The organism is Mycobacterium sp. NGS67, from assembly GCF_059812185.1.
This window is the reverse complement of record NZ_JCALCF010000021.1, coordinates 1-21,132: the sequence shown is the minus strand read 5'-3', so window position 1 is coordinate 21,132 and position 21,132 is coordinate 1. Positions and strand designations below refer to the sequence as shown.

At 68.3% G+C, this 21,132-nt stretch carries 20 protein-coding genes; 11 read left to right on the top strand and 9 right to left on the bottom strand.

Going from position 1 to position 21,132, the window contains the following annotated elements; genetic code table 11:
* Positions 1–28 precede the first annotated feature (28 nt).
* Positions 29–1,894: a putative bifunctional diguanylate cyclase/phosphodiesterase gene (locus AC5Y4D_RS19105; protein WP_499945994.1), complete on the bottom strand. Its 1,866-nt coding sequence runs from the start codon at positions 1,892–1,894 to the stop codon at positions 29–31.
* Positions 1,895–2,154: 260 nt separating this feature from the next.
* Between AC5Y4D_RS19105 and AC5Y4D_RS19100 the strand changes: the two genes are divergently transcribed.
* The 5 genes from AC5Y4D_RS19100 (at position 2,155) to AC5Y4D_RS19080 (ending at position 7,996) form a co-directional block, all read left to right on the top strand.
* Positions 2,155–2,949 (top strand): FkbM family methyltransferase, encoded by a 795-nt coding sequence (locus AC5Y4D_RS19100; protein WP_500037929.1) that lies wholly within the window; start codon positions 2,155–2,157, stop codon positions 2,947–2,949.
* Between the two features lie 106 nt (positions 2,950–3,055).
* Positions 3,056–4,243, top strand: coding sequence for an NAD(P)/FAD-dependent oxidoreductase (locus AC5Y4D_RS19095; RefSeq protein WP_500037960.1), 1,188 nt, complete (start codon positions 3,056–3,058; stop codon positions 4,241–4,243).
* The gene (locus AC5Y4D_RS19090) at positions 4,240–5,151 is read left to right on the top strand and encodes an RNA polymerase sigma-70 factor (RefSeq protein ID WP_500037928.1); all 912 of its coding nucleotides are present in this window, start codon (positions 4,240–4,242) and stop codon (positions 5,149–5,151) included. The genes AC5Y4D_RS19095 and AC5Y4D_RS19090 overlap by 4 nt, the downstream gene beginning before the upstream one ends.
* Before the next feature lie 46 nt (positions 5,152–5,197).
* Complete coding sequence (locus tag AC5Y4D_RS19085) at positions 5,198–6,463, top strand: aminodeoxychorismate synthase component I (RefSeq protein ID WP_500037927.1); 1,266 nt, start codon at positions 5,198–5,200, stop codon at positions 6,461–6,463.
* 138 nt (positions 6,464–6,601) lie between these two features.
* Positions 6,602–7,996 (top strand): hypothetical protein, encoded by a 1,395-nt coding sequence (locus AC5Y4D_RS19080; protein WP_499945990.1) that lies wholly within the window; start codon positions 6,602–6,604, stop codon positions 7,994–7,996.
* 10 nt (positions 7,997–8,006) lie between these two features.
* Here AC5Y4D_RS19080 and rsmI read toward each other — a convergent pair whose 3' ends face one another.
* Positions 8,007–8,873, bottom strand: coding sequence for a 16S rRNA (cytidine(1402)-2'-O)-methyltransferase (rsmI, locus tag AC5Y4D_RS19075; protein ID WP_499945989.1), 867 nt, complete (start codon positions 8,871–8,873; stop codon positions 8,007–8,009).
* Between the two features lie 24 nt (positions 8,874–8,897).
* Here rsmI and AC5Y4D_RS19070 point away from each other — a divergent pair, with 24 nt between their 5' ends.
* A complete protein-coding gene (locus AC5Y4D_RS19070; protein WP_499945988.1) occupies positions 8,898–10,466 on the top strand; it encodes a dolichyl-phosphate-mannose--protein mannosyltransferase in 1,569 nt (522 codons plus the stop codon).
* A gap of 91 nt (positions 10,467–10,557) precedes the next feature.
* Here AC5Y4D_RS19070 and arcA read toward each other — a convergent pair whose 3' ends face one another.
* Complete coding sequence (arcA, locus tag AC5Y4D_RS19065) at positions 10,558–11,766, bottom strand: arginine deiminase (RefSeq protein WP_500037926.1); 1,209 nt, start codon at positions 11,764–11,766, stop codon at positions 10,558–10,560.
* A 69-nt stretch (positions 11,767–11,835) separates the two neighbouring features.
* Here arcA and AC5Y4D_RS19060 point away from each other — a divergent pair, with 69 nt between their 5' ends.
* Positions 11,836–12,432: an alpha-ketoglutarate-dependent dioxygenase AlkB family protein gene (locus tag AC5Y4D_RS19060; protein ID WP_499945986.1), complete on the top strand. Its 597-nt coding sequence runs from the start codon at positions 11,836–11,838 to the stop codon at positions 12,430–12,432.
* Here AC5Y4D_RS19060 and AC5Y4D_RS19055 read toward each other — a convergent pair.
* Together AC5Y4D_RS19055 and AC5Y4D_RS19050 are read right to left on the bottom strand one after the other, a co-directional pair.
* A complete protein-coding gene (locus AC5Y4D_RS19055; RefSeq protein ID WP_499945985.1) occupies positions 12,429–13,088 on the bottom strand; it encodes a DUF5642 family protein in 660 nt (219 codons plus the stop codon). The two genes, AC5Y4D_RS19060 and AC5Y4D_RS19055, sit on opposite strands and share 4 nt — an antisense overlap.
* A gap of 28 nt (positions 13,089–13,116) precedes the next feature.
* Positions 13,117–13,791, bottom strand: a complete 675-nt coding sequence (locus AC5Y4D_RS19050; protein WP_499946031.1) for a DUF5642 family protein — start codon at positions 13,789–13,791, stop codon at positions 13,117–13,119.
* Between the two features lie 38 nt (positions 13,792–13,829).
* Here AC5Y4D_RS19050 and AC5Y4D_RS19045 point away from each other — a divergent pair, with 38 nt between their 5' ends.
* The gene (locus tag AC5Y4D_RS19045; protein WP_500037925.1) at positions 13,830–14,801 is read left to right on the top strand and encodes a linear amide C-N hydrolase; all 972 of its coding nucleotides are present in this window, start codon (positions 13,830–13,832) and stop codon (positions 14,799–14,801) included.
* Position 14,802: 1 nt separating this feature from the next.
* On the opposite strand, the gene pat is transcribed toward AC5Y4D_RS19045, so the two are convergent.
* Complete coding sequence (gene pat, locus AC5Y4D_RS19040) at positions 14,803–15,789, bottom strand: acetyltransferase Pat (protein ID WP_500037924.1); 987 nt, start codon at positions 15,787–15,789, stop codon at positions 14,803–14,805.
* 103 nt (positions 15,790–15,892) lie between these two features.
* Between pat and AC5Y4D_RS19035 the strand changes: the two genes are divergently transcribed.
* Both AC5Y4D_RS19035 and AC5Y4D_RS19030 read left to right on the top strand, forming a co-directional pair.
* A complete protein-coding gene (locus AC5Y4D_RS19035; RefSeq protein ID WP_500037923.1) occupies positions 15,893–16,639 on the top strand; it encodes a class I SAM-dependent methyltransferase in 747 nt (248 codons plus the stop codon).
* Positions 16,640–16,703: 64 nt separating this feature from the next.
* Entirely contained in the window at positions 16,704–17,234 is a 531-nt protein-coding gene (locus tag AC5Y4D_RS19030) for a hypothetical protein (RefSeq protein ID WP_500037922.1), read from the top strand.
* Between the two features lies 1 nt (position 17,235).
* Here AC5Y4D_RS19030 and AC5Y4D_RS19025 read toward each other — a convergent pair whose 3' ends face one another.
* Positions 17,236–18,186, bottom strand: a complete 951-nt coding sequence (locus AC5Y4D_RS19025) for a helix-turn-helix transcriptional regulator (protein WP_500037921.1) — start codon at positions 18,184–18,186, stop codon at positions 17,236–17,238.
* A 184-nt stretch (positions 18,187–18,370) separates the two neighbouring features.
* Positions 18,371–18,931, bottom strand: a complete 561-nt coding sequence (locus tag AC5Y4D_RS19020; protein WP_500037920.1) for a TetR/AcrR family transcriptional regulator — start codon at positions 18,929–18,931, stop codon at positions 18,371–18,373.
* A 102-nt stretch (positions 18,932–19,033) separates the two neighbouring features.
* On the opposite strand from AC5Y4D_RS19020, the gene AC5Y4D_RS19015 reads away from it, so the two are divergent.
* On the top strand, positions 19,034–19,948 hold the full coding sequence (locus AC5Y4D_RS19015) for an alpha/beta hydrolase (protein WP_500037919.1): 915 nt from the start codon (positions 19,034–19,036) through the stop codon (positions 19,946–19,948).
* Positions 19,949–19,995: 47 nt separating this feature from the next.
* Here AC5Y4D_RS19015 and AC5Y4D_RS19010 read toward each other — a convergent pair whose 3' ends face one another.
* Positions 19,996–20,952, bottom strand: a complete 957-nt coding sequence (locus tag AC5Y4D_RS19010; RefSeq protein ID WP_500037918.1) for a helix-turn-helix transcriptional regulator — start codon at positions 20,950–20,952, stop codon at positions 19,996–19,998.
* Positions 20,953–21,132 lie beyond the last annotated feature (180 nt).

Sequence of the window (21,132 nt, the reverse complement as noted above, 5' to 3'; positions counted from 1 at the left end):
TTTCTTAATCGTTCAAACCAATCTCGAGCTAAATCGCGCCGAGCGTCAGCGCCTCGCGGTCGGCGAGGAACGGCATCGGCATCCAGCGCGCGGACAGCAACGCCTCCATGGCGTTGCCCGGGACGGGGCGCGACAACAGGAATCCCTGCGCCCGGTGGCAACCGTGCTGCATCAACGTCAGTGCGGCGGCCGGGGTTTCGACGCCTTCGGCGACCAGTTGCAGTCCGAACGCCTCCGCCAGGCCGATGATGGCGCGCACGATTGCCAGGTCACCGGCGTTGGTGCCCAGGTCGCGGACGAACCCGGTGTCGATCTTGAGCATGTCGACCGGCAACGACTTCAGATGCGACAGCACAGCGTAGCCGGTGCCGAAGTCGTCGATGGCGATCTGCACCCCGACCTCTTTGAGCTCGTGCAACGTCTTGCGGGTGGCTTCGATGTCGTGCACCACGGCACGCTCGGTGATCTCCAGGCAGACCGACCCGCCGTCGATGCCGAACTCCTCGATTGTGTCGGCGACCGTGCGCACGAACCCGCGCGTGATCAGCTGCACCGGCGAGACGTTGATCCGCAGGATCGCGCTCTGCCCCACGCCGTTGGAGCGCCAGCGGCTGAACTCCGAGCAGGCGCTGCGCATCACCCAACGGCCGAGCTCACCGGCCAGGTTGGTCGACTCGGCGACGCCGATGAACGAGTCCGGCAGCAGCAGACCCCAGATCGGGTGCCGCCACCGCACCAGCGCCTCGGCCGCCACGATGGCGCCGGTCCACAGGTCGACCTCGGGCAGGTAGTGCAGCAGCAGGGCTTCGCTGTCGATGTCGCCCTGCAGGTGCAACTCGATGTCGTTGCGGAAGGCGCTCTTCAGCGACATGTCGTCGGTGGACAGCGCGACCTGGTTGCCGCCGGCGCGCTTGGCCGTCAGCACCGCCTCGTCGGCACGGCGCAGCAGGTCGGTGCTGTTGTCGCGGCCCGGCATGCCCACGGCCAGCCCGATGCTGACCGTGCGGGTGATCTGGTGGCCGCCGATCGCCAGCCGCTCGCGCAGCATCGTGCCCAGCCGGCGGGCGAACGATTCGGCCGCGCCGCTCGACATGGTCTGGTCCGGGATGACGACGAACTCGTCGCCGCCCAGGCGGGCGATCATGCTCTGGCTGCCCGCGCACACCCGCAGCCGCTGGGCGAAGACCCGGATGAACCAGTCGCCCGCGGTGTGCCCGAGGTAGTCGTTGATCGACTTGAGCCGGTCCAGGTCCATGTAGAGCACCGCGACCGGTCCGGGGTTGCCGGCCGCGAGCCGGTCGGACAGGTGCGCGACCAGCGCCCGGCGGTTGTACAGGCCGGTCAGGTCGTCGTGCTCGGCCAGGTAGCGCAGCTTCTCCTCGGCGGCGATCCGGGCCTGCAGCTGCGCGAACAGCGCCGCCACGGCCTCGAGGGTGTTGATCTCCTCCTGCTTCCACTTGCGGGCGCCGAACTTGACGAAACCCAGCACGCCGGTGGTCTTGTCCCCGGACACCAGCGGCGCGGCCGCGACCGACGGCGACGCCGCCTGCTTGGCGCCGCCGACCCAACGCGGCAACGTCCGGTTGTTCTGATCGGGGCGGATCACCACCGGTTTGCGGCCGTGTTCGCACTGCGCGAGCACCGGGTCGGCACTGGTGAAGTGCACCACCGCCTGCGGATCCGGGTCGGGGACGTCCGGTCGCGGTGGCCATTCCGCGACCAACACCGAAGCGCGGATGTCGTGATCGTGGTGGCGCAGGAAACTGGCGTCCACGTCGAACTGTTCGACGAGCTGGGCGAGGACCTTTTCGCTGACCTGCGTGGCGGTTGACGCAGTCGCCTCCATCAGCTGGGTGGCCACGGAGGTGACCACGAGGTCCAAGCTGCGCGGCACCGGTCCTCCGATTTGTGCACGTGGCGAGATGACTGCACCGAGTACGGGCGGCTAACCCAGTCAGCGGCTGTATCAGCGGCCCGCTGTGTCGTGGCCGGAGTCGGCCTGATAGCCCTGGGAAGTACCCGGACCGGCGCAGGTCACGGATGGTTTGTCAGTCAAGTGAGACTATCATGCGGCGCCGATCCGGCCCTCCGGATTGTTTGGCGCGCTGGGCTGTCCGGCGGGCCCGACGGCGATGGTGCACTAGGGTCGTGACGGTGTCTGTCGCGCGCACGGCCAAGCGTTGGCTCGCGCCTGCGGCAAGAGCCCTCGCCCCGCGGTTGTTCTGGCGGCGCAAGTACCGAATCCTGCAGAACCTCGGCGAATCCCGCGCGGACGTGACGCTGGTGCGGTCGCTATGCGATCCCGCTCGGGTATCCCTCGACATCGGCGCCGACGTCGGTGAGTTCGCCATCGCGATGGCGTCGTCGTCGCGGTCGGTGATCGCCTTCGAACCCCGCCCGGCGCAGGCCCGCGACCTGGCGGCGATGTTCGCCGCCGTCGGCGCCCCGGTGCGCGTCGAAGCGGTGGCGCTCTCCGACGAGCCCGGGGTGGTCGCGATGCGGGTGGTGGAGTCCGATCCGGGCCGCAGCACCATCGACAGCGACAACGTCCTGGACACCGCGGTCGGCGGACCGGTCGCGACCATCGACGTCACCGTCAAGCGCCTGGACGACCTGAGGCTGGACGACGTCGGCCTGGTCAAGATCGACGTCGAGGGCCACGAGTTGGCGGTGTTGCGCGGCGCGGTGGACACACTGCAGCGCAACCGTCCGGCGATCGTGGTGGAGGCCGAGGACCGCCACCACGCCAACGCCGTCGCCGAGATCACCCGGCTGCTGGCCGGGCTGGGTTACCAGGGCCACTTCACGTTGGACGGGCAGCGCCGGCCGGTCGAGGAATTCGACGCCGCCGAACACCAGAATCCGGCGAACATCGGTGGCGCCGAGGACGACTGGGCCCCGCGTGGGGTGTACGTCAACAATTTCGTGTTCCTGCCGAAGGATGCGTGAGACAGCTCACATTTCGGTCTTCGCTGTCACGGATGGTCCGGCTCCGGTGTCTTGAGGGTGTAACCCACTTCGGCAAGAGGAGACAACGATGTCCGAGCAACCAACGATGTCCGAGCAACCCGAACCCAAGACCCGCGTCGTCGTCATCGGCGGGGGCTATGCCGGCACGATGGCCGCCAACCACTTGCGGTTGGGCGCCGACGTCGACATCACGCTGGTCAACCCGCGGCCCCAGTTCGTCGAGCGGATCCGCCTGCACCAACTGGCCGCCGGCACCGGAACCGCCACCGTCGACTACGGCACGTTGCTCGCGCACAGCATCCGCTTGGTCGTCGACAACGCCGAGCGCATCGACGCTCCGGCCCGGCGGGTCTGGCTGTCCTCGGGTGCCGCGCTGGACTACGACTACCTGATCTACGCCGTCGGCAGCACCGGCGCGACACCCGTCGCGGTGCCCGGCGCGGCCGAGTACGCCTATGGACTGGCCGAATTGGAAGGCGCGCAGCGACTGCACTACGCCCTGGCCGATCTGGCCGCCGACGCGCCCGTCACCGTGGTCGGTGGCGGCCTGACCGGCATCGAAGCCGCCGGCGAACTGGGCGAGCAGGGACGCGCGGTGACCCTGGTCTGCGGTGGGGTCCTGGGGCCGTCGCTGAGCGGTCCGGGCCGGCGTTCGATCGCCAAGCAGCTGCGCAAGCTCGGCGTGACCGTGCTGGAGTCCGCCACCGTCGACCAGGTCCGCTGGAACTCCGTCGTGCTGGCCGACGGCACCGTCTTGCCCAGCGCGGTGACGGTCTGGACCGCGGGATTCGCGGTGCCGGACCTCGCCACCCGCAGCGGACTGCGCACCGACGGGCTGGGCCGGCTGCTCACCGACGAGACGCTGACCAGCGTCACCGACCAGCACATCGTGGCCGCCGGTGACGCCGCGGCGCCGTCGAACCAGCCGCTGCGGATGAGCTGCCAGGCCGCCATCCCGCTGGCCGCGCAGGCCGCCAACACCGTGCTGGCCCGCCTCGCCGGGACCGTCCCGGCAGCGCTGAATCAGGCGTTCACCGGGCAGTGCGTCAGCGTGGGCCGCAGCTACGGCACCATCCAACTGGCCCGCCGGGACGACACCCCGGTCAACCTGTATATCGGTGGCCGCGCGGCGGCGTCGATCAAAGAGGTGGTGTGCAAGGGCACTGTCTGGGGCCTGCGCAAGGAAGCGGCAAAGCCGGGTTGGTACCGCTGGCTCAAGGGCGGCCAGCGACCGGTGCAACCCGCCTCCGACGAGCCGGTCGCGGCGCGGTGACATCGGAGTCCGGTGACAGCAGCGGGCACGCGGAGCGCTTCACCCTGTTGCGCCCGCTGCTGTTCACCATCTCCTACGAGATCCTGGGTTCGGCGACAGAAGCCGACGACGTGCTGCAGGACAGCTACCTGCGCTGGGCGGAGGTTGATCTGTGCGGTGTTCGCGACACCAAGTCCTTCCTGGCCCGGCTGGTCACCCGGCAGGCGCTGAACGCGTTGCGGGCCCAGACCCGGCGCCGGGAGGAGTACGTGGGGCCGTGGCTGCCCGAGCCGCTGCTGCACGACGAGCAGGACGCTTCGGCCGACGTCGTGCTGGCGGAATCGGTGTCGATGGCCATGCTGGTGCTGCTGGAAACGCTCAGCCCGGACGAGCGGGCGGTGTTCGTGCTGCGCGAGGTGTTCGGGTTCGACTACGACGAGATCGCCGACGCAGTGGGCAAATCCGCGCCGGCCGTGCGCCAGGTCGCGCACCGGGCGCGCGAACACGTACACGCGCGCCGCAGGCGGTTCGACGTGGCCGCCGACCCACAGAGCCACGCCGAGATCACCGCGCAGTTCCTGGCCACGGCGGCCTCCGGCGACGTGGACGCGCTGATGGCGATGCTCGCCCCCGACGCCACCTGGATGGCCGACAGCGGCGGCAAGGTGAGCGCGGCTCGCCGGCCCATCGTCGGGGCGGACCGGGTGGCCAGGGCCATCGTGGGCATCCTGGGCCGGGCAGCGGGGCAGGTGCGGGTGGACATGGTGACCTGCAACAGCGCCCCAGCGGTGCTGCTCTACCTTGACGAGCGCCTGGAAGGCGTGATCTCGGTGGAGGTCGCCGGCGACAAGATCTCCAACTTCTACGTCATGCGCAACCCGGACAAACTGACCGCCCTGGCGACCGCACGCGCGATCAGCCGCGTCTGATGGGCCTCTGGCGTGCGGAAATCCGCCGTTCTGTCAAGCTAGGGCGGTGCGAATCGAGCGGCTCGGCGATCTAGGCGGCGCACCACAGGTGCTGCGCGCCGTCGGCCAGGCCACCGCTCGCCTCGGCCTGCCCCCGCCGGCCGCGCTGACCGGTGAGTGGTTCGGCGCGCTCGCCGTGATCGCCCCGAGCGTGCCGGTGCGGCCGGTCGCCTCCGGCGACGCGTTCTCCCGCCCGGTCGACGCCCGCCGGACGGTAACGTCGCAGGTCGGCGCGGTGGGCGGCGGCTGGATCGGATACCTGTCCTATCCCGACACCGGCGCCGACGGCCGACCGCACCGGATCCCCGAGGCCGCCGGCGGCTGGACCGATTGCGTGCTACGCCGGGACCGGGACGGACTGTGGTGGTACGAGAGCCTCTCCGGCGCCCGGATGCCGGCCTGGCTGTCCGACTCGCTCGCGGGGCCGGCGCCCAGAACGGCACCCATGTGCCAGATCGAGTGGGACTCCGCAGACCGCTTAGCTCACTACGACGGTGTGCTGACGTGTCTGGAAGCAATACGGGCGGGCGAGGTCTACCAAGCCTGTGTCTGCACCCAGTTCGCCGGCACGGTGACCGGTTCCTCGCTGGATTTCTTCATAGACGGCATCGCCCGCACCGCTCCGGCGCGGGCGGCCTATGTCGCCGGACGGTGGGGCGCGGTCGCCTCGTTGTCCCCCGAACTCTTCCTACGCCGGTGCGGCGACGTCGTGACATCCAGCCCGATCAAAGGCACCCTCCCGCTGGAGGCTTGGCCGTCGGCGCTGCGTGCGTCGCCCAAAGAGGTCGCCGAGAACATCATGATCGTGGATCTGGTTCGCAATGACCTTGGCCGAGTGGCGATTACCGGCAGCGTGACGGTACCCGAGCTGTTGGTGGTCCGGCGCGCGCCCGGCGTGTGGCACCTGGTGTCGACGGTGTCGGCGCGGGTGCCACCGGAGTTGCCGACGTCGGCACTGCTGGACGCCGCGTTCCCGCCGGCATCGGTGACCGGCACTCCCAAAATCCGTGCCCGGCAACTTATTTCGCAATGGGAGCGGCCCCATCGCGGCATCTATTGTGGGACAGTCGGTTTGGCGTCGCCGGTGGCCGGATGCGAACTGAACGTGGCAATCCGCACCGTCGAATTCGACACCGCGGGCCATGCCGTGCTGGGGGTCGGCGGCGGGATCACCGCCGATTCGGACCCGGAGGCCGAGTGGGCAGAATGCCTGCACAAGGCGGCGCCGATCGTGGGCCTGCCGGCCCCGGCGACCTCTACCCGCGTGAGTTAGCTCAGCAAATTTCCGGCCGCCGGCGTACCACCGGGTGATTTCGCAGAAAGCCCACACGTGTCGCCGGGTGAGCATAAGCTGCAGCCAGCGATGTGTCGTTGTGCGCATCAGAACGCGAGCGGGTGCGAAAGGTCTGTCATGAGAGTTGCCATCGTTGGCGCTGCGGCTGCCGCCGTGTTGGGTGGCGCGCTGGCGGTTGCGCCGTTGACCGTCTCGAACCAGAGCAAGGTGCTCTCGGGCGGAACATGCACCGCCGGCAAGCAGTGCGACAAGCTCGCCTCGGTCCTGATGCCCGAGACCGGCAACCCGTCCGGCGCGGTGGCGCCAAGGGTGTCGCCGTCGGTGATCGACCCGCCGCAGAACCCGGCACCGGCAGCTGCGGCGCGTCCCGCCGGCCCGGAACCTGCCGCCTACAGCAACCCGAACGGCGGCAGCGGCGGCCCCAGCCTGCTGCCCGACGCATCCAGCGCCGCCAATTCACCCCTGCCTCCGGCTGCCGCGTTGCCGCCGGGCTACGACGACGGCCTGCCCGGCATCGGCCCCATCCCGGGTGTCGGTGTCCCCGGCATCCCCGACCTGTACGGATACGCCGGCGGCATGGCCGGTCTGGCCGGCGTCCCCTACGGGGTGAACGCCGCGTCCGCCGTCGTCAACGGCGTACTGGGCGTCGGAAACACGGTGGCCAGCGTCGTCACCACCGGTGCGCTGGCGGTCACCTATGTCGTACTCGCCTACAACACCCTGCAATCCTCGGGCCTGCTTCCGGTGGCGCAGAACGCGGTCAACTCGGTCACCAACATGCTGTTGCCGTCGGCCGCGGCCGCTCTGCCCGCCGCGGCGCTGCCGGCCCTGGGTCTTCCGGGCCTGCCCAACCTGAGCCTGCCCGGGCTGCCGGGCATTTCCCCGGCGGGCTTGATCGGGCTGGCCGGAGCGGGCGGTCTGCCCAACCTGAGCCTGCCCGAAATACCCGGCGTGTCGCCGGCGAGCCTGATGTCGCTCGCGGCCAACGCCCTGCCCGGGCTGCCGGCCGTGTCGCCGACCGACCTGCTCGCGCTGGCCTCCGCCGGCGGAATCCCGGGCCTGCCGGCTCTTTCCGGCGTGAACCCGGGCGTCCTCGCCGCCGCGCTGCCCGCGCTGACGGCAGGCATCCCCGGCCTGCCCGCGATCCCCGGCGTCGACCCGGCGATGCTGGCAGCCGCGCTGCCCGCGCTGGCCTCGGCCCTGCCCGCGCTGAACCCGGCGATGCTGGCCCAGGTGCTGCCCGCCCTGGCCGGCGGCGCCCTACCCGGTGTGGACCCGGCGATGCTGGCCGCCGCCCTGCCGGCCCTCGCCGCGGGCGTGCCGGGCCTGCCCAACGTGGATCCCGCCGTGCTGGCTGCGGCGCTGCCGGCGATGGCAGCCGCGGCCGGTATACCGACCGGCCTACCGCCCCTGCCCGCGCTGCCACCGCTACCCGCGTTGCCGCCGCTGCCGGCCCTGCCCGGTCCGCCGCCGCACCCGCCGTTGTGCGTGCCGTTCGGGCCCTGCATCTGACCGGGCCGGACTACACCTCGTCGTCGGCCTCGTCGCGGCGGGACTGCAGTACCGCCTCGTAGAGTTGGCGCGGCCGCACCTCCGGATAGCCGGCGGCCACGTGGCTGCACGCGTCCTTGATCCGGATGCCGCCCTCGACCAGGTTCTCCACCTCGACTACCAGCTCGGTCACCAGGGCGGACAGGTCGGCGCGCGGGGTCGCCCCGGCCAGCACGACGGTGATCTCGCCCAGCACGCCGCCTGACGTCCAGGCCGCCAACTCCTCCAGCGATCCGCGCACCACCTCCTCGTGCACCTTGGTCAGCTCGCGGCAGACCGCGGCCTGACGGGCCCCGCCGAGTTGCTCTACCGCGTCGCGCAGGCAGGCAGCCAACCGGCGCGGCGACTCGAAGAACACACAGGTGCGCCGCTCGTCGGCCAGCGAGGCCAACCAGCTGCGGCGCGCCGAACCCTTGCGCGGCGCGAAACCTTCGAAGCAGAACTTCTCGGCCGGCAGCCCGGAGACGACCAGCGCGGTGGTCACCGCCGACGGCCCCGGTAGGCACTGCACGGGCAGTCCGGCTTCGATGCAGGCCGCGGTCAGGCGGTAGCCGGGGTCGCTGATGATCGGCATGCCGGCGTCGCTGACCACCAGCACGGTGGCTCCGGAGCTGACGGCTTCGACCAGGGTGCCCACCCGGGTGGCCTCTACCCGGTCGAACAGACTCAGCACCCGGCCGCCGATCTGGACGTCGAGCGCCTTGGCGAGATTGCGCACGCGGCGGGTGTCCTCGGCGGCCACCACGTCGGCGTCGGCCAAGGCTTCGATCAGGCGTGGCGAGGCATCCGAGGGCTGGCCCAACGGGGTGGCGCCAAGCAACAGTCGCCCAGAGGTCATGCCCGACAGCCTACGATCGACGTAATGACCGCCCCGCCCCGAGAAACCTCCGCCCTGCAGGAGGACCCCGTCGAGGACCGTGCGGCACCCCTCACCAGCCCGGCGCCACCGATTCCGGTCGCCGACTTCGGCCCGCTGGATCGGTCTCGCGGCTGGCTCACCACCGGGGTGATCGCCGTCCTCGCCGCGTTCACCCGCTTTCTCAACCTGGGCTCGCCGACCGATGCCGGCACCCCCATCTTCGACGAGAAGCACTACGCCCCGCAGGCCTGGCAGGTGCTCAACAACCATGGCGTGGAAGACAATCCAGGGTTCGGCCTCGTGGTGCACCCGCCCGTCGGCAAGCAGCTGATCGCGATCGGCGAGGCCCTGTTCGGCTACAGCGGGATCGGCTGGCGGTTCACCGGCGCGTTGCTGGGAGTGATCCTGGTGGTGCTGGTGACCCGGATCGTGCGCCGGATCAGCCGCTCGACGCTGGTGGGCGCGATCGCCGGGATCCTGCTGATCTGCGACGGCGTCAGCTTTGTCACGGCGCGGACCGCCCTGCTGGACGGCATCCTGACGTTCTTCGTGGTGGCGGCGTTCGGTGCGCTGATCGTCGACCGCGATCAGGTTCGGCAACGGATGCACGTCGCGTTCGTCGAAGGACGTTGCGCCCAGACGGTGTGGGGTCCGCGGCTCGGGGTGCGTTGGTGGCGGTTCGGCGCCGGGGTATTGCTCGGGTTGGCTTGCGGCACAAAGTGGTCCGGCCTGTACTTCGTCGCGTTCTTCGGTGTCATGTCGTTGGCCTTCGACGTGGCCGCCCGGCGTCAGTACCAGGTGCCGCGACCGTGGCTGGGGACCGTGCGCCGCGACGTCGTCCCCACCACATACGCGCTGTTGGCCATCCCGTTCGCCGTGTATCTGGCCAGCTACGCGGCGTGGTTCGCGTCCGAGACGGGAATCGACCGCCACCAGGTCGGCCAGACGATAGGTCCGCACAGCGTCGTGCCGCTGCCCGACGCCATCCGCTCTTTGTGGTGGTACACGACCAAGGCGTTCCACTTCCATTCCACGCTGACGAACTCGGCGGGCAACTACCACCCGTGGGAGTCCAAACCGTGGAGTTGGCCGATGTCGTTGCGGCCGGTCCTCTATGCCATCGACCAGAACAACGTGCCCGGCTGCGGTACCCAGTCCTGCGTCAAGGCGGTGATGTTGGTCGGCACCCCGGCGCTGTGGTGGCTGGCGGTGCCGGTCCTGGTGTATGCCTCGTGGCGGATGTTCGCACGCCGCGACTGGCGCTACGCCGTGGTGTGGGTGGGCTACTGCGCCGGGTGGCTGCCATGGTTCGCCGAGATCGACCGGCAGATGTATTTCTTCTACGCGGCGACGATGGGTCCTTTCCTGGTGATGGGCATCGCGCTGATCCTCGGCGACATCCTGCACCAACCCGGCCAGCACAAGGAGCGCCGCACGCTGGGTCTGATCCTGGTGTCCTGCTACGTGGCGTTGGTGGTGACCAACTTCGCCTGGCTGTTCCCGATCCTGACCGGTCTGCCGATTTCCCAGCAGACCTGGGACATGCAGATCTGGTTGCCCAGCTGGCGCTAGCGTTCCTGCGCTTTGGCGCCGAGCGTCACGCCAGCGTGGCATTCGACGCCGAGCGTCACGCTAGAGTGACGGGCCCCGTCAGAGAGCCCGGTCAGAGCGGGTCCCGGGCGGCCGGGCACGACATGCATCGAGGTCCGCCGCGGCCCGTCCCCAGCTCCGAGCCGGCGATGGTGAGCACCTCGACGCCGGCGTCCTGCAGGCCGGCGTTGGTGACCACGTTGCGTTCGTAGGCCACCACGACGCCGGGCGCCAACGCCAGGGTGTTATTGCCGTCGTCCCACTGCTCGCGTTCGGCGACGTCGGGATCGCCTCCGGTGTCGACGACGCGCAACTTGTCGATCCCCATCGCCTCGGCCGCCGCCTGGACGAACGGCGCCGCGTCGCCGATCGTCACGCCGTGCGGCCGGCGCGTGATGGTGAAGGCCGAAAGCGTGTCGACGACGTTGGCGTACATCACCGCCGTGTCGACGTCGACCATCGTGCACACCGTATCCAGGTGCATCTGCGCGCGCTTCTGGACGATCGGCACCGCCAGCACGGTGTGCGCGAGGTCGTCGTCGAATAGGCTGCGCGCCAACGCTTCCGCACCGGCAGGGGTGGTCCGCTCCCCCACCCCCACCGCTATCACGCCCGGGGCGAGCAGCAACACATCGCCGCCCTCGACCGGGGCGGTGCGCGATTCGTAGGCGCGCCGCACCCCGGTGAACCTCGGGTGGTGGGCATAGATGATGTCGGTCAGCGACGCCTCGCGGACCCGCGCCCGCAGCGCCAGCGACGGGATCACCACCTTCGGCCCGATCCAGATCGACGAGTCTCGGGTGAACACCAGGTTGGGCAGCGGGTCGATCACGAAATCGGTGCCGTGGTGCATGCGCAGCACCAACGAGACCTCGGGACGGGTGTCGGGCGGCAGCTCGTCGAAGGTCATGCCGGCGATCAGCACCTGAGCCAGCGCCGCGGGCGCCAGGCTGCGCAGGTGCGCCGAAAGTGACTGTGCCAGCGGACTTCCGAGCCGGCGCGTATCGACGGCCGCGGCGACGCCCTGCATCCGGGCAGCGCCGCTGTGCTGCAGCGCCTCGGTCAGCAGTTCGGACAACAGCAGCACCTGCACGCCGCGCGACCGCAGCAACTCGGCGAACTGATCGTGTTCGTCCTGCGCCCGCGACACCCACGGCAGTCCGTCGAAGAGCAACTGGTCGTTGTTGCGCGGGTTGAGTCGACGCAGTTCGTCGCCAGGGCGGTGCAGGATCGCGACCCGCAGCGTACCGACCTCCGAGTCGGTCCCCCATGTGACGCCCACGCCTCAAACGGTAGCCGCGCCCCGCCCGCCCGGCGCGTCATCGAACTGATGTGCGATAAACTCGTCAGCGTGGCGATCGCGGTTCAAGGCTCGCTATTCGAGTACAACGAGCGCAGAGACCTCGGCGACGGCGCTTTCGTCGACGTCCGGGCGAACTGGCTGCGCGGCAGCGACGAGCTGCTCGGGGAACTGCTGACCTGCGTGCCGTGGCGGGCCGAGCGCCGCCAGATGTACGACCGGGTGGTCGACGTGCCTCGGCTGGTCAGCTTCCACGACCTGACCGTCGAAGACCCGCCGCACCCCGAGCTGGCGCGACTACGGCGGCGCCTCAACGACATCTACGGCGGCGAACTGGGCGAGCCGTTCACCAGCGTCGGGTTGTGCTGTTACCGCGACGGCAACGACAGCGTGGCCTGGCACGGCGACACCATCGGTCGCAGCAGCTCCGAGGACACCATGGTGGCGATCGTCAGCCTGGGCGCGACCCGTACGTTCGCGATGCGGCGGCGCGGCGGCGGGCCGTCGCTGCGATTGCCGCTGGCGCACGGCGATCTGCTGGTGATGGGCGGATCGTGCCAACGCACCTGGGAGCATGCGGTTCCCAAGACGTCGGCGTCGGCAGGTCCTCGGGTGAGCATCCAGTTCCGCCCGCGCAACGTGCGTTAACCGCGAACGGCGGCAACCGCTTTCACCAGCAGGTCACGGGCGCGCTCGGTGTCGACCTTGGCCAGCGGCTGCCCGGGTACCACCAGCGGATTGGCGATCACGATCACCTGGTAATCGCCGAACTGGGCGGCGTAGTCGTAGAGTTCGCCGGTTCGGGCGCCGCCGTCGACCAGCTGTTGCAGCACCCGGTGCACGGCCTGGGTGTGCACCCCGTCGATGTGCGGGGCGTCGATCACCTCGATGGCGCCCCGCAGTTGCGCACCGGCAAAACCGACTTTCGCGCAGTCCTTGCCCGGATCGTTGACCGGCAGTTCCTTGGAGGTCTCGACTGCCATCGCCACGAACCGGTTCCCGTTGCCTTCGGCCGAAATCGCCGCCATGTTGCCCTGCAACCCTGGCGGCATGTCCGGCCCGACGGCAGCTTTGGCGCAGCTCGGCGGGTCGAAAGTCAGCCCCTCGGGCAGCTTGCGGCCGGCGAAGAACTGGGGGTCGATGGCGCGGGGGGCCACCTCGGTGACCTTGAATTCGGGCCCGAAGCTGGACTTGACCCCGGTGATCTTGGCGATGTCGCCCGTGGCCGGCTGCGAGGAATCCGCGCCCGAGGAGCAGCCCATGAGCACGCACACCGGACCGAGGGCGAGCACGACCTTGAACACCGTGGCCAATCTACCCAACCCGGTTCGCTCAACCGCGCAACGCCGACACGGTTTTGACCAACAGATCGGCCGCGTACTGAGCCGGCAGCGGCGCCAGCATCGAACCCGGGTCGTTGGTCAGCGTGGTGAATACATAGAATTCACCCAGGTACGCACCGAATGTGTATGCCCGCGAATCGATTTCGCTGCCGGATTCGACCGCCGCGCGGATGTCTGCGACCATGCCGACGGTTTGCGCCCCGTCGATGTGCGGCGCGTCGAGGAGTCCGACACTGACAATCGTGCGGCCCGCGCTCAGGTCCCAGTGCGCGCAACTCGTTACGACGTTGCGGTCCAACGACACTCGGTCCGCCGGCAACGCCACGACGACCGCGTCCACGATGCCGCCCGAACCCGACCCGGACACGCCCTGGGCGGCCGGGTCGGATCCGGCCGCGGGATCGGCCAGCGTCCTGCACTCCGCTGGATTGGCCGTGGTGTCGCCGCCGAGGCCCCAGATCGCCGCGGGCGACGGTGCGCGCGGAACCTGGGACACCTCGTAGCCGGCTGGCAGCTCGCGGGCCACCCGCCTGATGTTGGCCGGGTTGACCGCAGCGGTGCGCACTGTCGACGACGACGAGGACGACGGCGGCGCCGGCGGCTGGGATCGACCGCAGGCAGCGGTCAGCATGACCAGCGCGAGGCCAATCCACAACGGCCGCATGAACGTTGATATCACGGCGGTCGGGTAGGTTGGCGATCGTGTGCACGCGAGTCCTGTGGAATACCGACGGCCACCCAGTGCTGGCCGGTCGCAGCATGGACTGGCCGGAGTCCACCGAGCCGTTGATCGTCGCGTTTCCGCGCGGAATCCGACGCGACGGCGGCTCGCTGGCCGGTCAGACTGTCGTCGCCGAGAACGCGAAACGCTGGACGAGCCGGTACGGCAGCCTGGTGACGACCGTCTACGGTATCGGCACCGTGGCCGGCGTCAACGAGCGTGGCCTGGCCGCACATGCGCTGTACTTGAAATCCACCGATGTGGGCCCGCGCGACCCGGCGAAACCGGGGCTGCACACCGGCCTGTGGACGCAATATCTGCTCGACGAGGCGGCCACCGTCGCCGCGGCGCTGGACTTGATGGATGAGATCCAGTTGGTGATGGTCGGCGCCCGCGGGCGCGAGGCGACGCTGCACCTGGCCCTCGAGGACGCGTCGGGGGATTCGGCGATCATCGAGTTCGACCACGGCCGTATGGTCGTGCACCACGGCCGCCAATACACCCTGATGACCAACGATCCGGCCTACGACGAACAACTCAAATTGCTTTCGCACCAAGACTTCTCGCACCCCAGCCGGGACATGCCGTTACCCGGCAACGTCAATCCCGTCGACCGCTTCCAGCGGGCCGCCTACTACCTGGCGCTGCTGCCCGAGCCCGAAACCACCCGACAGGGGGTCGCCGGCGTGATGGCGATCATGCGCAACGTCTCGGTGCCGTTCGGAGCGCCCTACGGCGAATTCGGGATCTACAACACCGAATACCGCACCGTCACCGATCTCACCCACCGGTATTACTTCTTCGAACTCACCACCAGTCCGAATGTGATCTGGATCGAGCTCGACGATCTCGACTTCAGCGAAGGCGCGCCGACGTGCGCGGTCGACCCTTACGACCAGTCGCTGATCGGCAATGTCACTTCCAGGTTCACCCCGCGGCGAATGGCGTTCTGACTCAGCTGACCACATCGATGACCTGGCGGGCGACCTGCTTGATCCGCTCCGTCATCTTGCGGTCCAGGCTGAGTTTGTGGGGCACGTCGATCATTGTGGTGATGACTCCGACATCCTCACGCTGCCAGATCGCGCCGGTGCGGTCCATGATGCGGCGCATCGGCGCGTTGTCGGAAAGCATTCGCGCAGAGAACCTTTCGACACCGTCCACGCGGGCGGCCACGGACAGCGCGTCGAGCAGAAAGGTGCCGATCCCGCGTCCCTGATAGGCGTCGGCAACGGTGAACGCGATCTCGGCTACCGTCGGATCCTGCTCGTCGCGCACGAAACGGGCGTCGGCCACCGGGTCGCTGCCGTCGACCATGACCCACACGAAATGGTCGACGTAATCGACCTCGGCCAGGTACTGCATCATCGCCAGGCTCGGCACCCGCGCCGACATGAACCGTCGATAGATGGTCTCGCTGGAGAAGTGGACGTGCCCGTGCACGGTGCGTTCGCTGTCGCCGGGCAGGACCGGTCGCAGCATCAGCTCAGAGCCGTCTCGGAGCCGAACCGGAATCGGGGTGATGAACGCGGCCAGGCGCTGACGCACGGTGCGGACCAGCCGGTCGGTGATCCCGGGGATCTGCACCATCTCGGTCAGCGCGTCCTTGCCGCCGATCCACCCGGTCAGCGGTTCCAGCGTCGTGATCGTGGCCGTGCGCGGAATGTCGCGCAGCAAAGCGATTTCGCCGACCAGCATGCCGGGGACCGCCAACTCGGCGATCACCGCGTCGTCGTCGCCGACGTGCATGACCTCGGCGCTGCCGGACGCGATCAGCAGGAACGACACCGCATGCTCCCCCTGGCGCATCAGCACCTGACCGGCCGGAGCGCGCAGCGGGGCGAGGTGGGACGCCAACGGCAGCAAATCCTCGATGGGGCATCCCCGGAAGATGTCCATTCCCGCGAGTTCGTGCGCCCCCACGCCGGTCAAATCGGCCATCCCTCCGCGGTCTGCTGCGACCAGGCTACGGCTCACGTTAGGTGCCAGGCTGCTACCGCGGCAAGGACGGGCACTAGCCTGGTCGAGGGAGGCATGACCGACGATGATCGAAAACCAGGATCGGCTCGAGCTGACGCGGAGCCTGCTCAACAAGCCCGCCGCGCTGCGTCAGGGCTACCTCGACGTGTTGGGCGAGTCGACGTCGGCTCCGGTACCGACGTTCGCGCAACTGGCCATGAACAGCCCGCTGGTCGCCACCGTCTACGAACGGCTGTGGCGACCGACGTCCTTCTATCTCGCCAGCGGCGTCACCACCGGCGCCGAGCAGCGTCGCGCGGCGACCTCACTGCATTTGCGCGGAGCGAAGCGATTGCTCGATGTCGCTTGCGGCCCAGGCAACTTCACCGCGCCGCTGGCGGCTCAAATGACCACCGGTAGCCTCGCGGTCGGCTTCGACATCTCCGAGCCGATGCTGAGTCGCGCTGTGCAGGACAACAGCGGCCCCCGCACCTGCTTCGTCCGCGGCGACGCCCGTGAGCTTCCGTTCGACGACGAAACCTTCGACGCCGTCTGCTGTTTCGGGGCGCTGTATCTGATCCCCGACCCCTTCCGGGTGGCCCGCGAGATGGTGCGGGTGCTGCAGCCGGGCGGGCGGATCGCCATCCTCACCAGCTACGGCGGCCAGCCGCAGCCGATCAGCTTCGCCTTGCACACCACAGCACGCGTGATCGGGCTGACGATGTTCGACGGGCAGGCGTTCGTCGACCTGTTCACGTCGGCGGGCCTGGTGGATGTCGAGCAGCAGACGCAACGGGTGCTGCAGTTCGTCACCGCCGCCAAGCCCGAGTGAGCCTGGGACCGCCGCGGCCGGGGACCAGTAGCGTGGTCCTCATGGCCAAAGCTGGAGGCGTCCAATGAGTGTCGCGGGTTTCGTGCTCGGGCTGATCGGCACCGTGCTCGCGGTGGCATCGCTGGGTTGGCAGCTGGTCGCTGTCCGGCGGCAACGGCCGCGTCCTAAACTCACGCCGGTCATCGGCAGGCTGACGCCCGACGGGCTGGTCACCAACGACGCCAGCAGCGACGTCCGGGAATTCCTGCGCAACGCCGCCGAGCTGGTCGAGGACGTTCCGCTCATCGTCGGGGTCAAAGTGGTCAACGCCGGACGGGCCCCGTTGCACGTGAGCGGTTGGGCGATCCGTTCCGAACCCGACGGCACGTCACTGGTGCCCATCGAGAAACCGATCGCCGGGGACGACGTTCCCCACGACATCCCGCCGGGCGGCAGTGCCGTCTTCCTCACCGAACTGCAGCATGCGCACCACTTCGCCGCCGCCGGCGACAGCCACAACGGGGCCGAAAATCACCGCATCGTGCTGGCCGTGTCCTCGGGTACCCGCACCTATGTCACCAAACCGATTGTGCCGGAGCTGTTCTCGACCAGTTGAGTCATTCGCGCAACGTGACGTGCGGGCTCTTGCCGTAGTTCTGCCGGTAATAGACGGAGAACCGTCCGAGGTGCCCGAATCCCCAACGCCGCGCGACGTGCGCCACCGTGCAACTGGGACGGTACCCAGCCACCAGCTCCAGGTGAGCGTGATGCAGACGGACCCTGCGTACGTACTCCATCGGAGTGCACTGCTGGTGTTTGCGGAACATGTACTGCAACGCCCGCGGCGTCACGTACACCGCTTCGGCGATATCGGTCAGGGACAGGTCAGTGTGCGCGTTGTCGTCGATGTAGGCCATCGCGCGACGAAGCAACAGCGGGGTGCTGTCGTTGCGGTCTTCGGTGGTCGGTTCCAGCCGCGCGGTGTGCGGCAGCGTCGCCAGCAACGTCCTTGCGACTAGTCGCTCCAGTCCGGAGATTATGAAGGGGCTTTCGTAGGCGTAGCGACTGGCCGCGACCCGGCCGACGTAACCGATGGTCTCGAACAAATGCTTGTTGGCCTGCGGTGATATCGGCATCGTTCCCGTCAGGCGCACCGGACCGGTGCTGCCGGGGTCGCCCGCGAACTTGGTCAGCAGGTCCGGTTCGATGACGAGCTGCTCATAGTGACCGCGTTCGAACCGTCCGGCGTAGCAAACCCCCTCGATCGCACCCACCGCCGCGACCTCGCCGCGGTTGACCGACCACCCCGGGCGGTCGGGCAACAGGTGTTCCATCCCGCCGGAGACCACCCGGCAAAGCAGGATCTTGCCGGGCGGGTCCATGTGATACCGAATGGCGCAGCCATAGTCGACGGCATCGACGCCGACCGACCCGACGTGAGCCCGCCGGATGCGCACCGATGGCTCATCGCCGTTGGTGATCTTGTCGATACGTGTCTTCGAGTAATTGGCGCTCAGCACGGCCTCGGCCTCGCCGAGGTCAGTGGTGTCGAGCAGAACTTTGAACATAGAGCCGGCTTTCGGGCAGGAGACGTTTGCCACGGCATCTTGCTGAGCCGACTGGATCATTATCCACCATACGAAGTCATGCGATCCAGCGCCAGGGTGGATGACGCATGCCGCCGCGGTCACGGTCCGCCGGAACCGAAGCTTGTTGGTGTACTTGATCGGCGACGAGCTCGACTTCCGCTGCTCAGGAAGGGTGCGGCTGGGTCATAGTCCAGCGTGAAGCCAGGGTGTCGCAAATGGTGCGCTGCTCGGTCTCCTCCAGGTCGTGCATCAGGAGTCCTTCGACGGTGAAGATGCCGATCATCACCTCGGCTTCCACAGTCGACGTCGAGACTCCCGCAGTCTCCAATTCGTGACGGAACATGCTCCCGGTGATCAGATGGAAGTTGTGATGCCACTCCGCGATGGAGGCCGAGTGTTCGACGCGGGCGTGCACCGTCGTCACCAGGCGGCTCATCTGTCGTAACTGGCGAACCACCCACAGCACCCGTGCGGGGATCGGTTCGGTCGCCACTTGTTGGTACTGCGGCCAGATGTCGGCCATGACGGAGTCGAGCACAGCGATCAGCACGTCGTCCTTGTCCCCGAAGTACCAGTAGATGGTGTTGGGCGCCACCCCGGCTTCCTTGGCCAGGCGACTCATCGGGGTGGCGTCATAACCAGCGTCGATGAACAGCCGTCGTGCTGCCGCGACAATTTCTGCTCGCTTCTCGTCGGCGGCCTGCGGGCGTTTGTTGCGTGCCATCGTTCCCTCTACATCGACTGGATCACACTATGTTGAACGCCATTCAAGAACTTGCTAACTTTTGTTGAACGGCATTCAAGATACCCGACGGAGGCCAGGACCATGAACCAACCACTTAGCTACGTCCGGCACGACGTGACCTTTATGTCCGAAGGCACGCCGTGCGCGGCGTGGCTGTACCGACCCGAAGGCGTGGAGAATCCGCCCATCGTCGTACTGGCCCACGGATTCGCCGCCTTCCGCGAACTGCGCCTGGACGCCTACGCCGCGCGATTCGCCCAGGCGGGCTACGCCGCCCTGGTGTTCGACTACCGACACTGGGGTGCCAGCGAAGGACAACCCCGCCGCATCCTGGACATCGCGAAGCAGCACGCCGACTGGCGGGCCGCGATCGCCTACGCCCGCAACCTCGACAACGTCGACACCACCCGGGTGGTGGGATGGGGTTCCTCCTTCGGCGGTGGCCACGTTCTCAACTTGGCTGCCCACGACCACGATCTCGCGGCCGCCATCGTCCAGGTCCCCCACGTCAGCGGCCCAGCCTCGACCTTTTCCCAATCCCCGAAACTGGTAGCGCGGTTGATCCTCGCGGGCCTGCGCGACCAAGTCGGCGCGTGGCTCGGGCGCCCGCCCTACCGAACAGCAGCGATTGGCTACCCAGGGGACGTCGCGATGATGACCTCCGCGGGGGCCGCCGAGCTCGTCGAACGGATGGCCGGGGACAAGCGCGAGGAACTACTCGCCGAGAACGACGTCGCCGCCAGCATCGTGTTGCGGATCCCGCTCTACTCACCGGGACGCAAGGTCGCAAACATCACCGCACCGACCCTGGTGCAGCTAGCCAGACGTGACGACGTCACTCCCTACGCCAAAGCCAAGAAGATCGTGGCCCGCATCCCCCGCGGTGAAGTGCGCTCCTATGACTGCGCGCACTTCGAGCCGTACCTGGACCCGCACTTCGACGGGATCGTCACCGACCAGATCGACTTCCTCAAACGACACGTCGCACTGGTGTGACCCAACGCCGGGTCCGCGTCACCGCGCTCTGCCCCAGTGCCGAACCTTCAGCCGCGCAGAGTTTGGTGGGGGCTCTGGCCGTATTGCTCGCGGTAGTACACCGAGAACCGGCCGACATGATGGAAGCCCCAGCGGGTGGCGATTTGGGTGACGGTGTTCTTCAAATGGTTGCCAACTACGAGGTCTTGGTGGGCGTAGTGCAGCCTCACCCTCCGCAGGTATTCCGTTGGCGTGCAGTCGCGATGCTTGCGGAACATCACCTGCAACGCACGTGGGGTCACATAGATGTGGCGTGCAATGTCGTTGAGGGAAATATCGAGGTGGGCGTTGTCGTCGATAAAGGCGATGGCGCGCCGCAGCAGGATGGGCGTGGTGTCACGGCGGTCTTCGATCGTGGGTTCCAGCAGGGCGGTGCTGGGGAAGGTTGCCAGCAAGGTCGCGGCGAGAAGGTGCGTCACTGCGCCAACTAGCAGCGGGCTTCGCGCGGCGTCGGGATTATTCACCACATCCCCGACGATGTAGCCGATCGTGTCGGTCATCTGTTTGTTGGCCATCGGCGATACCGGCATGCAGCCGGTGAGTCGGACCGTCGCAGGGCTACCCGCTCGCGGTCCTGCCATAGCCACGGTATCCAGGAGGGTCCTGTCGAGGATGACCGTGTCGAAGTGGCCGTTTTGAATCTCGCCCCTCAACGGAGTGCTTTCCCGCCACGCGATGGCCGTCGCCGTCCCAGCGCAGCACACATCCACGTCGCCGCCAGGCGGCCGGTGAACGAAGGTGCCTGACCGAACGCGGGTCAAGACGAAGCCATCCATCGGTTCGCCTTCGTAGCTGAAGCTGTAGTTGTAGCGAAGCTCGTCGAAAGCCATCGAACCGAACGGCGAGCGTTTCAGCCAGGTGCGGGTAATGCGCTCTGGCTCAGCTCCGAAGTGCAGTCTCGTGTAGTTCGCACTGCGAATCTCCTCAGCTTCGCCGACGTCGGTGGTATCAAGCAACACAGGCATCTGAGCGCCCCCGTATCAGAACACGGCCAGTGGCGTCGCGTCTGTCCTGAACGACGGTCTCATTATCCATTAAACGCAGAGGGCCGATCAGGCCCTTCGTCCTGCGCATTTCCTGTGAGCTCGCAGGGACCTATTCTCACGCGATGATGCGGCTGGCGGCTGAGGCGGGGCTGCGACGCG

What these genes read in the sequence shown, in the direction of transcription:
- AC5Y4D_RS19035 (WP_500037923.1), top strand. Translation starts at nt 15,893, where the DNA reads ATGATCGAAAACCAGGATCGGCTCGAGCTGACGCGGAGCCTGCTCAAC.
- AC5Y4D_RS19095 (WP_500037960.1), top strand. Translation starts at nt 3,056, where the DNA reads ATGTCCGAGCAACCCGAACCCAAGACCCGCGTCGTCGTCATCGGCGGG.
- AC5Y4D_RS19080 (WP_499945990.1), top strand. Translation starts at nt 6,602, where the DNA reads ATGAGAGTTGCCATCGTTGGCGCTGCGGCTGCCGCCGTGTTGGGTGGC.
- AC5Y4D_RS19030 (WP_500037922.1), top strand. Translation starts at nt 16,704, where the DNA reads ATGAGTGTCGCGGGTTTCGTGCTCGGGCTGATCGGCACCGTGCTCGCG.
- AC5Y4D_RS19015 (WP_500037919.1), top strand. Translation starts at nt 19,034, where the DNA reads ATGAACCAACCACTTAGCTACGTCCGGCACGACGTGACCTTTATGTCC.
- AC5Y4D_RS19070 (WP_499945988.1), top strand. Translation starts at nt 8,898, where the DNA reads ATGACCGCCCCGCCCCGAGAAACCTCCGCCCTGCAGGAGGACCCCGTC.
- AC5Y4D_RS19020 (WP_500037920.1), bottom strand. Translation starts at nt 18,931, where the DNA reads ATGGCACGCAACAAACGCCCGCAGGCCGCCGACGAGAAGCGAGCAGAA.
- AC5Y4D_RS19010 (WP_500037918.1), bottom strand. Translation starts at nt 20,952, where the DNA reads ATGCCTGTGTTGCTTGATACCACCGACGTCGGCGAAGCTGAGGAGATT.
- pat (WP_500037924.1), bottom strand. Translation starts at nt 15,789, where the DNA reads ATGGCCGATTTGACCGGCGTGGGGGCGCACGAACTCGCGGGAATGGAC.
- AC5Y4D_RS19050 (WP_499946031.1), bottom strand. Translation starts at nt 13,791, where the DNA reads ATGCGGCCGTTGTGGATTGGCCTCGCGCTGGTCATGCTGACCGCTGCC.
- rsmI (WP_499945989.1), bottom strand. Translation starts at nt 8,873, where the DNA reads ATGACCTCTGGGCGACTGTTGCTTGGCGCCACCCCGTTGGGCCAGCCC.
- AC5Y4D_RS19025 (WP_500037921.1), bottom strand. Translation starts at nt 18,186, where the DNA reads ATGTTCAAAGTTCTGCTCGACACCACTGACCTCGGCGAGGCCGAGGCC.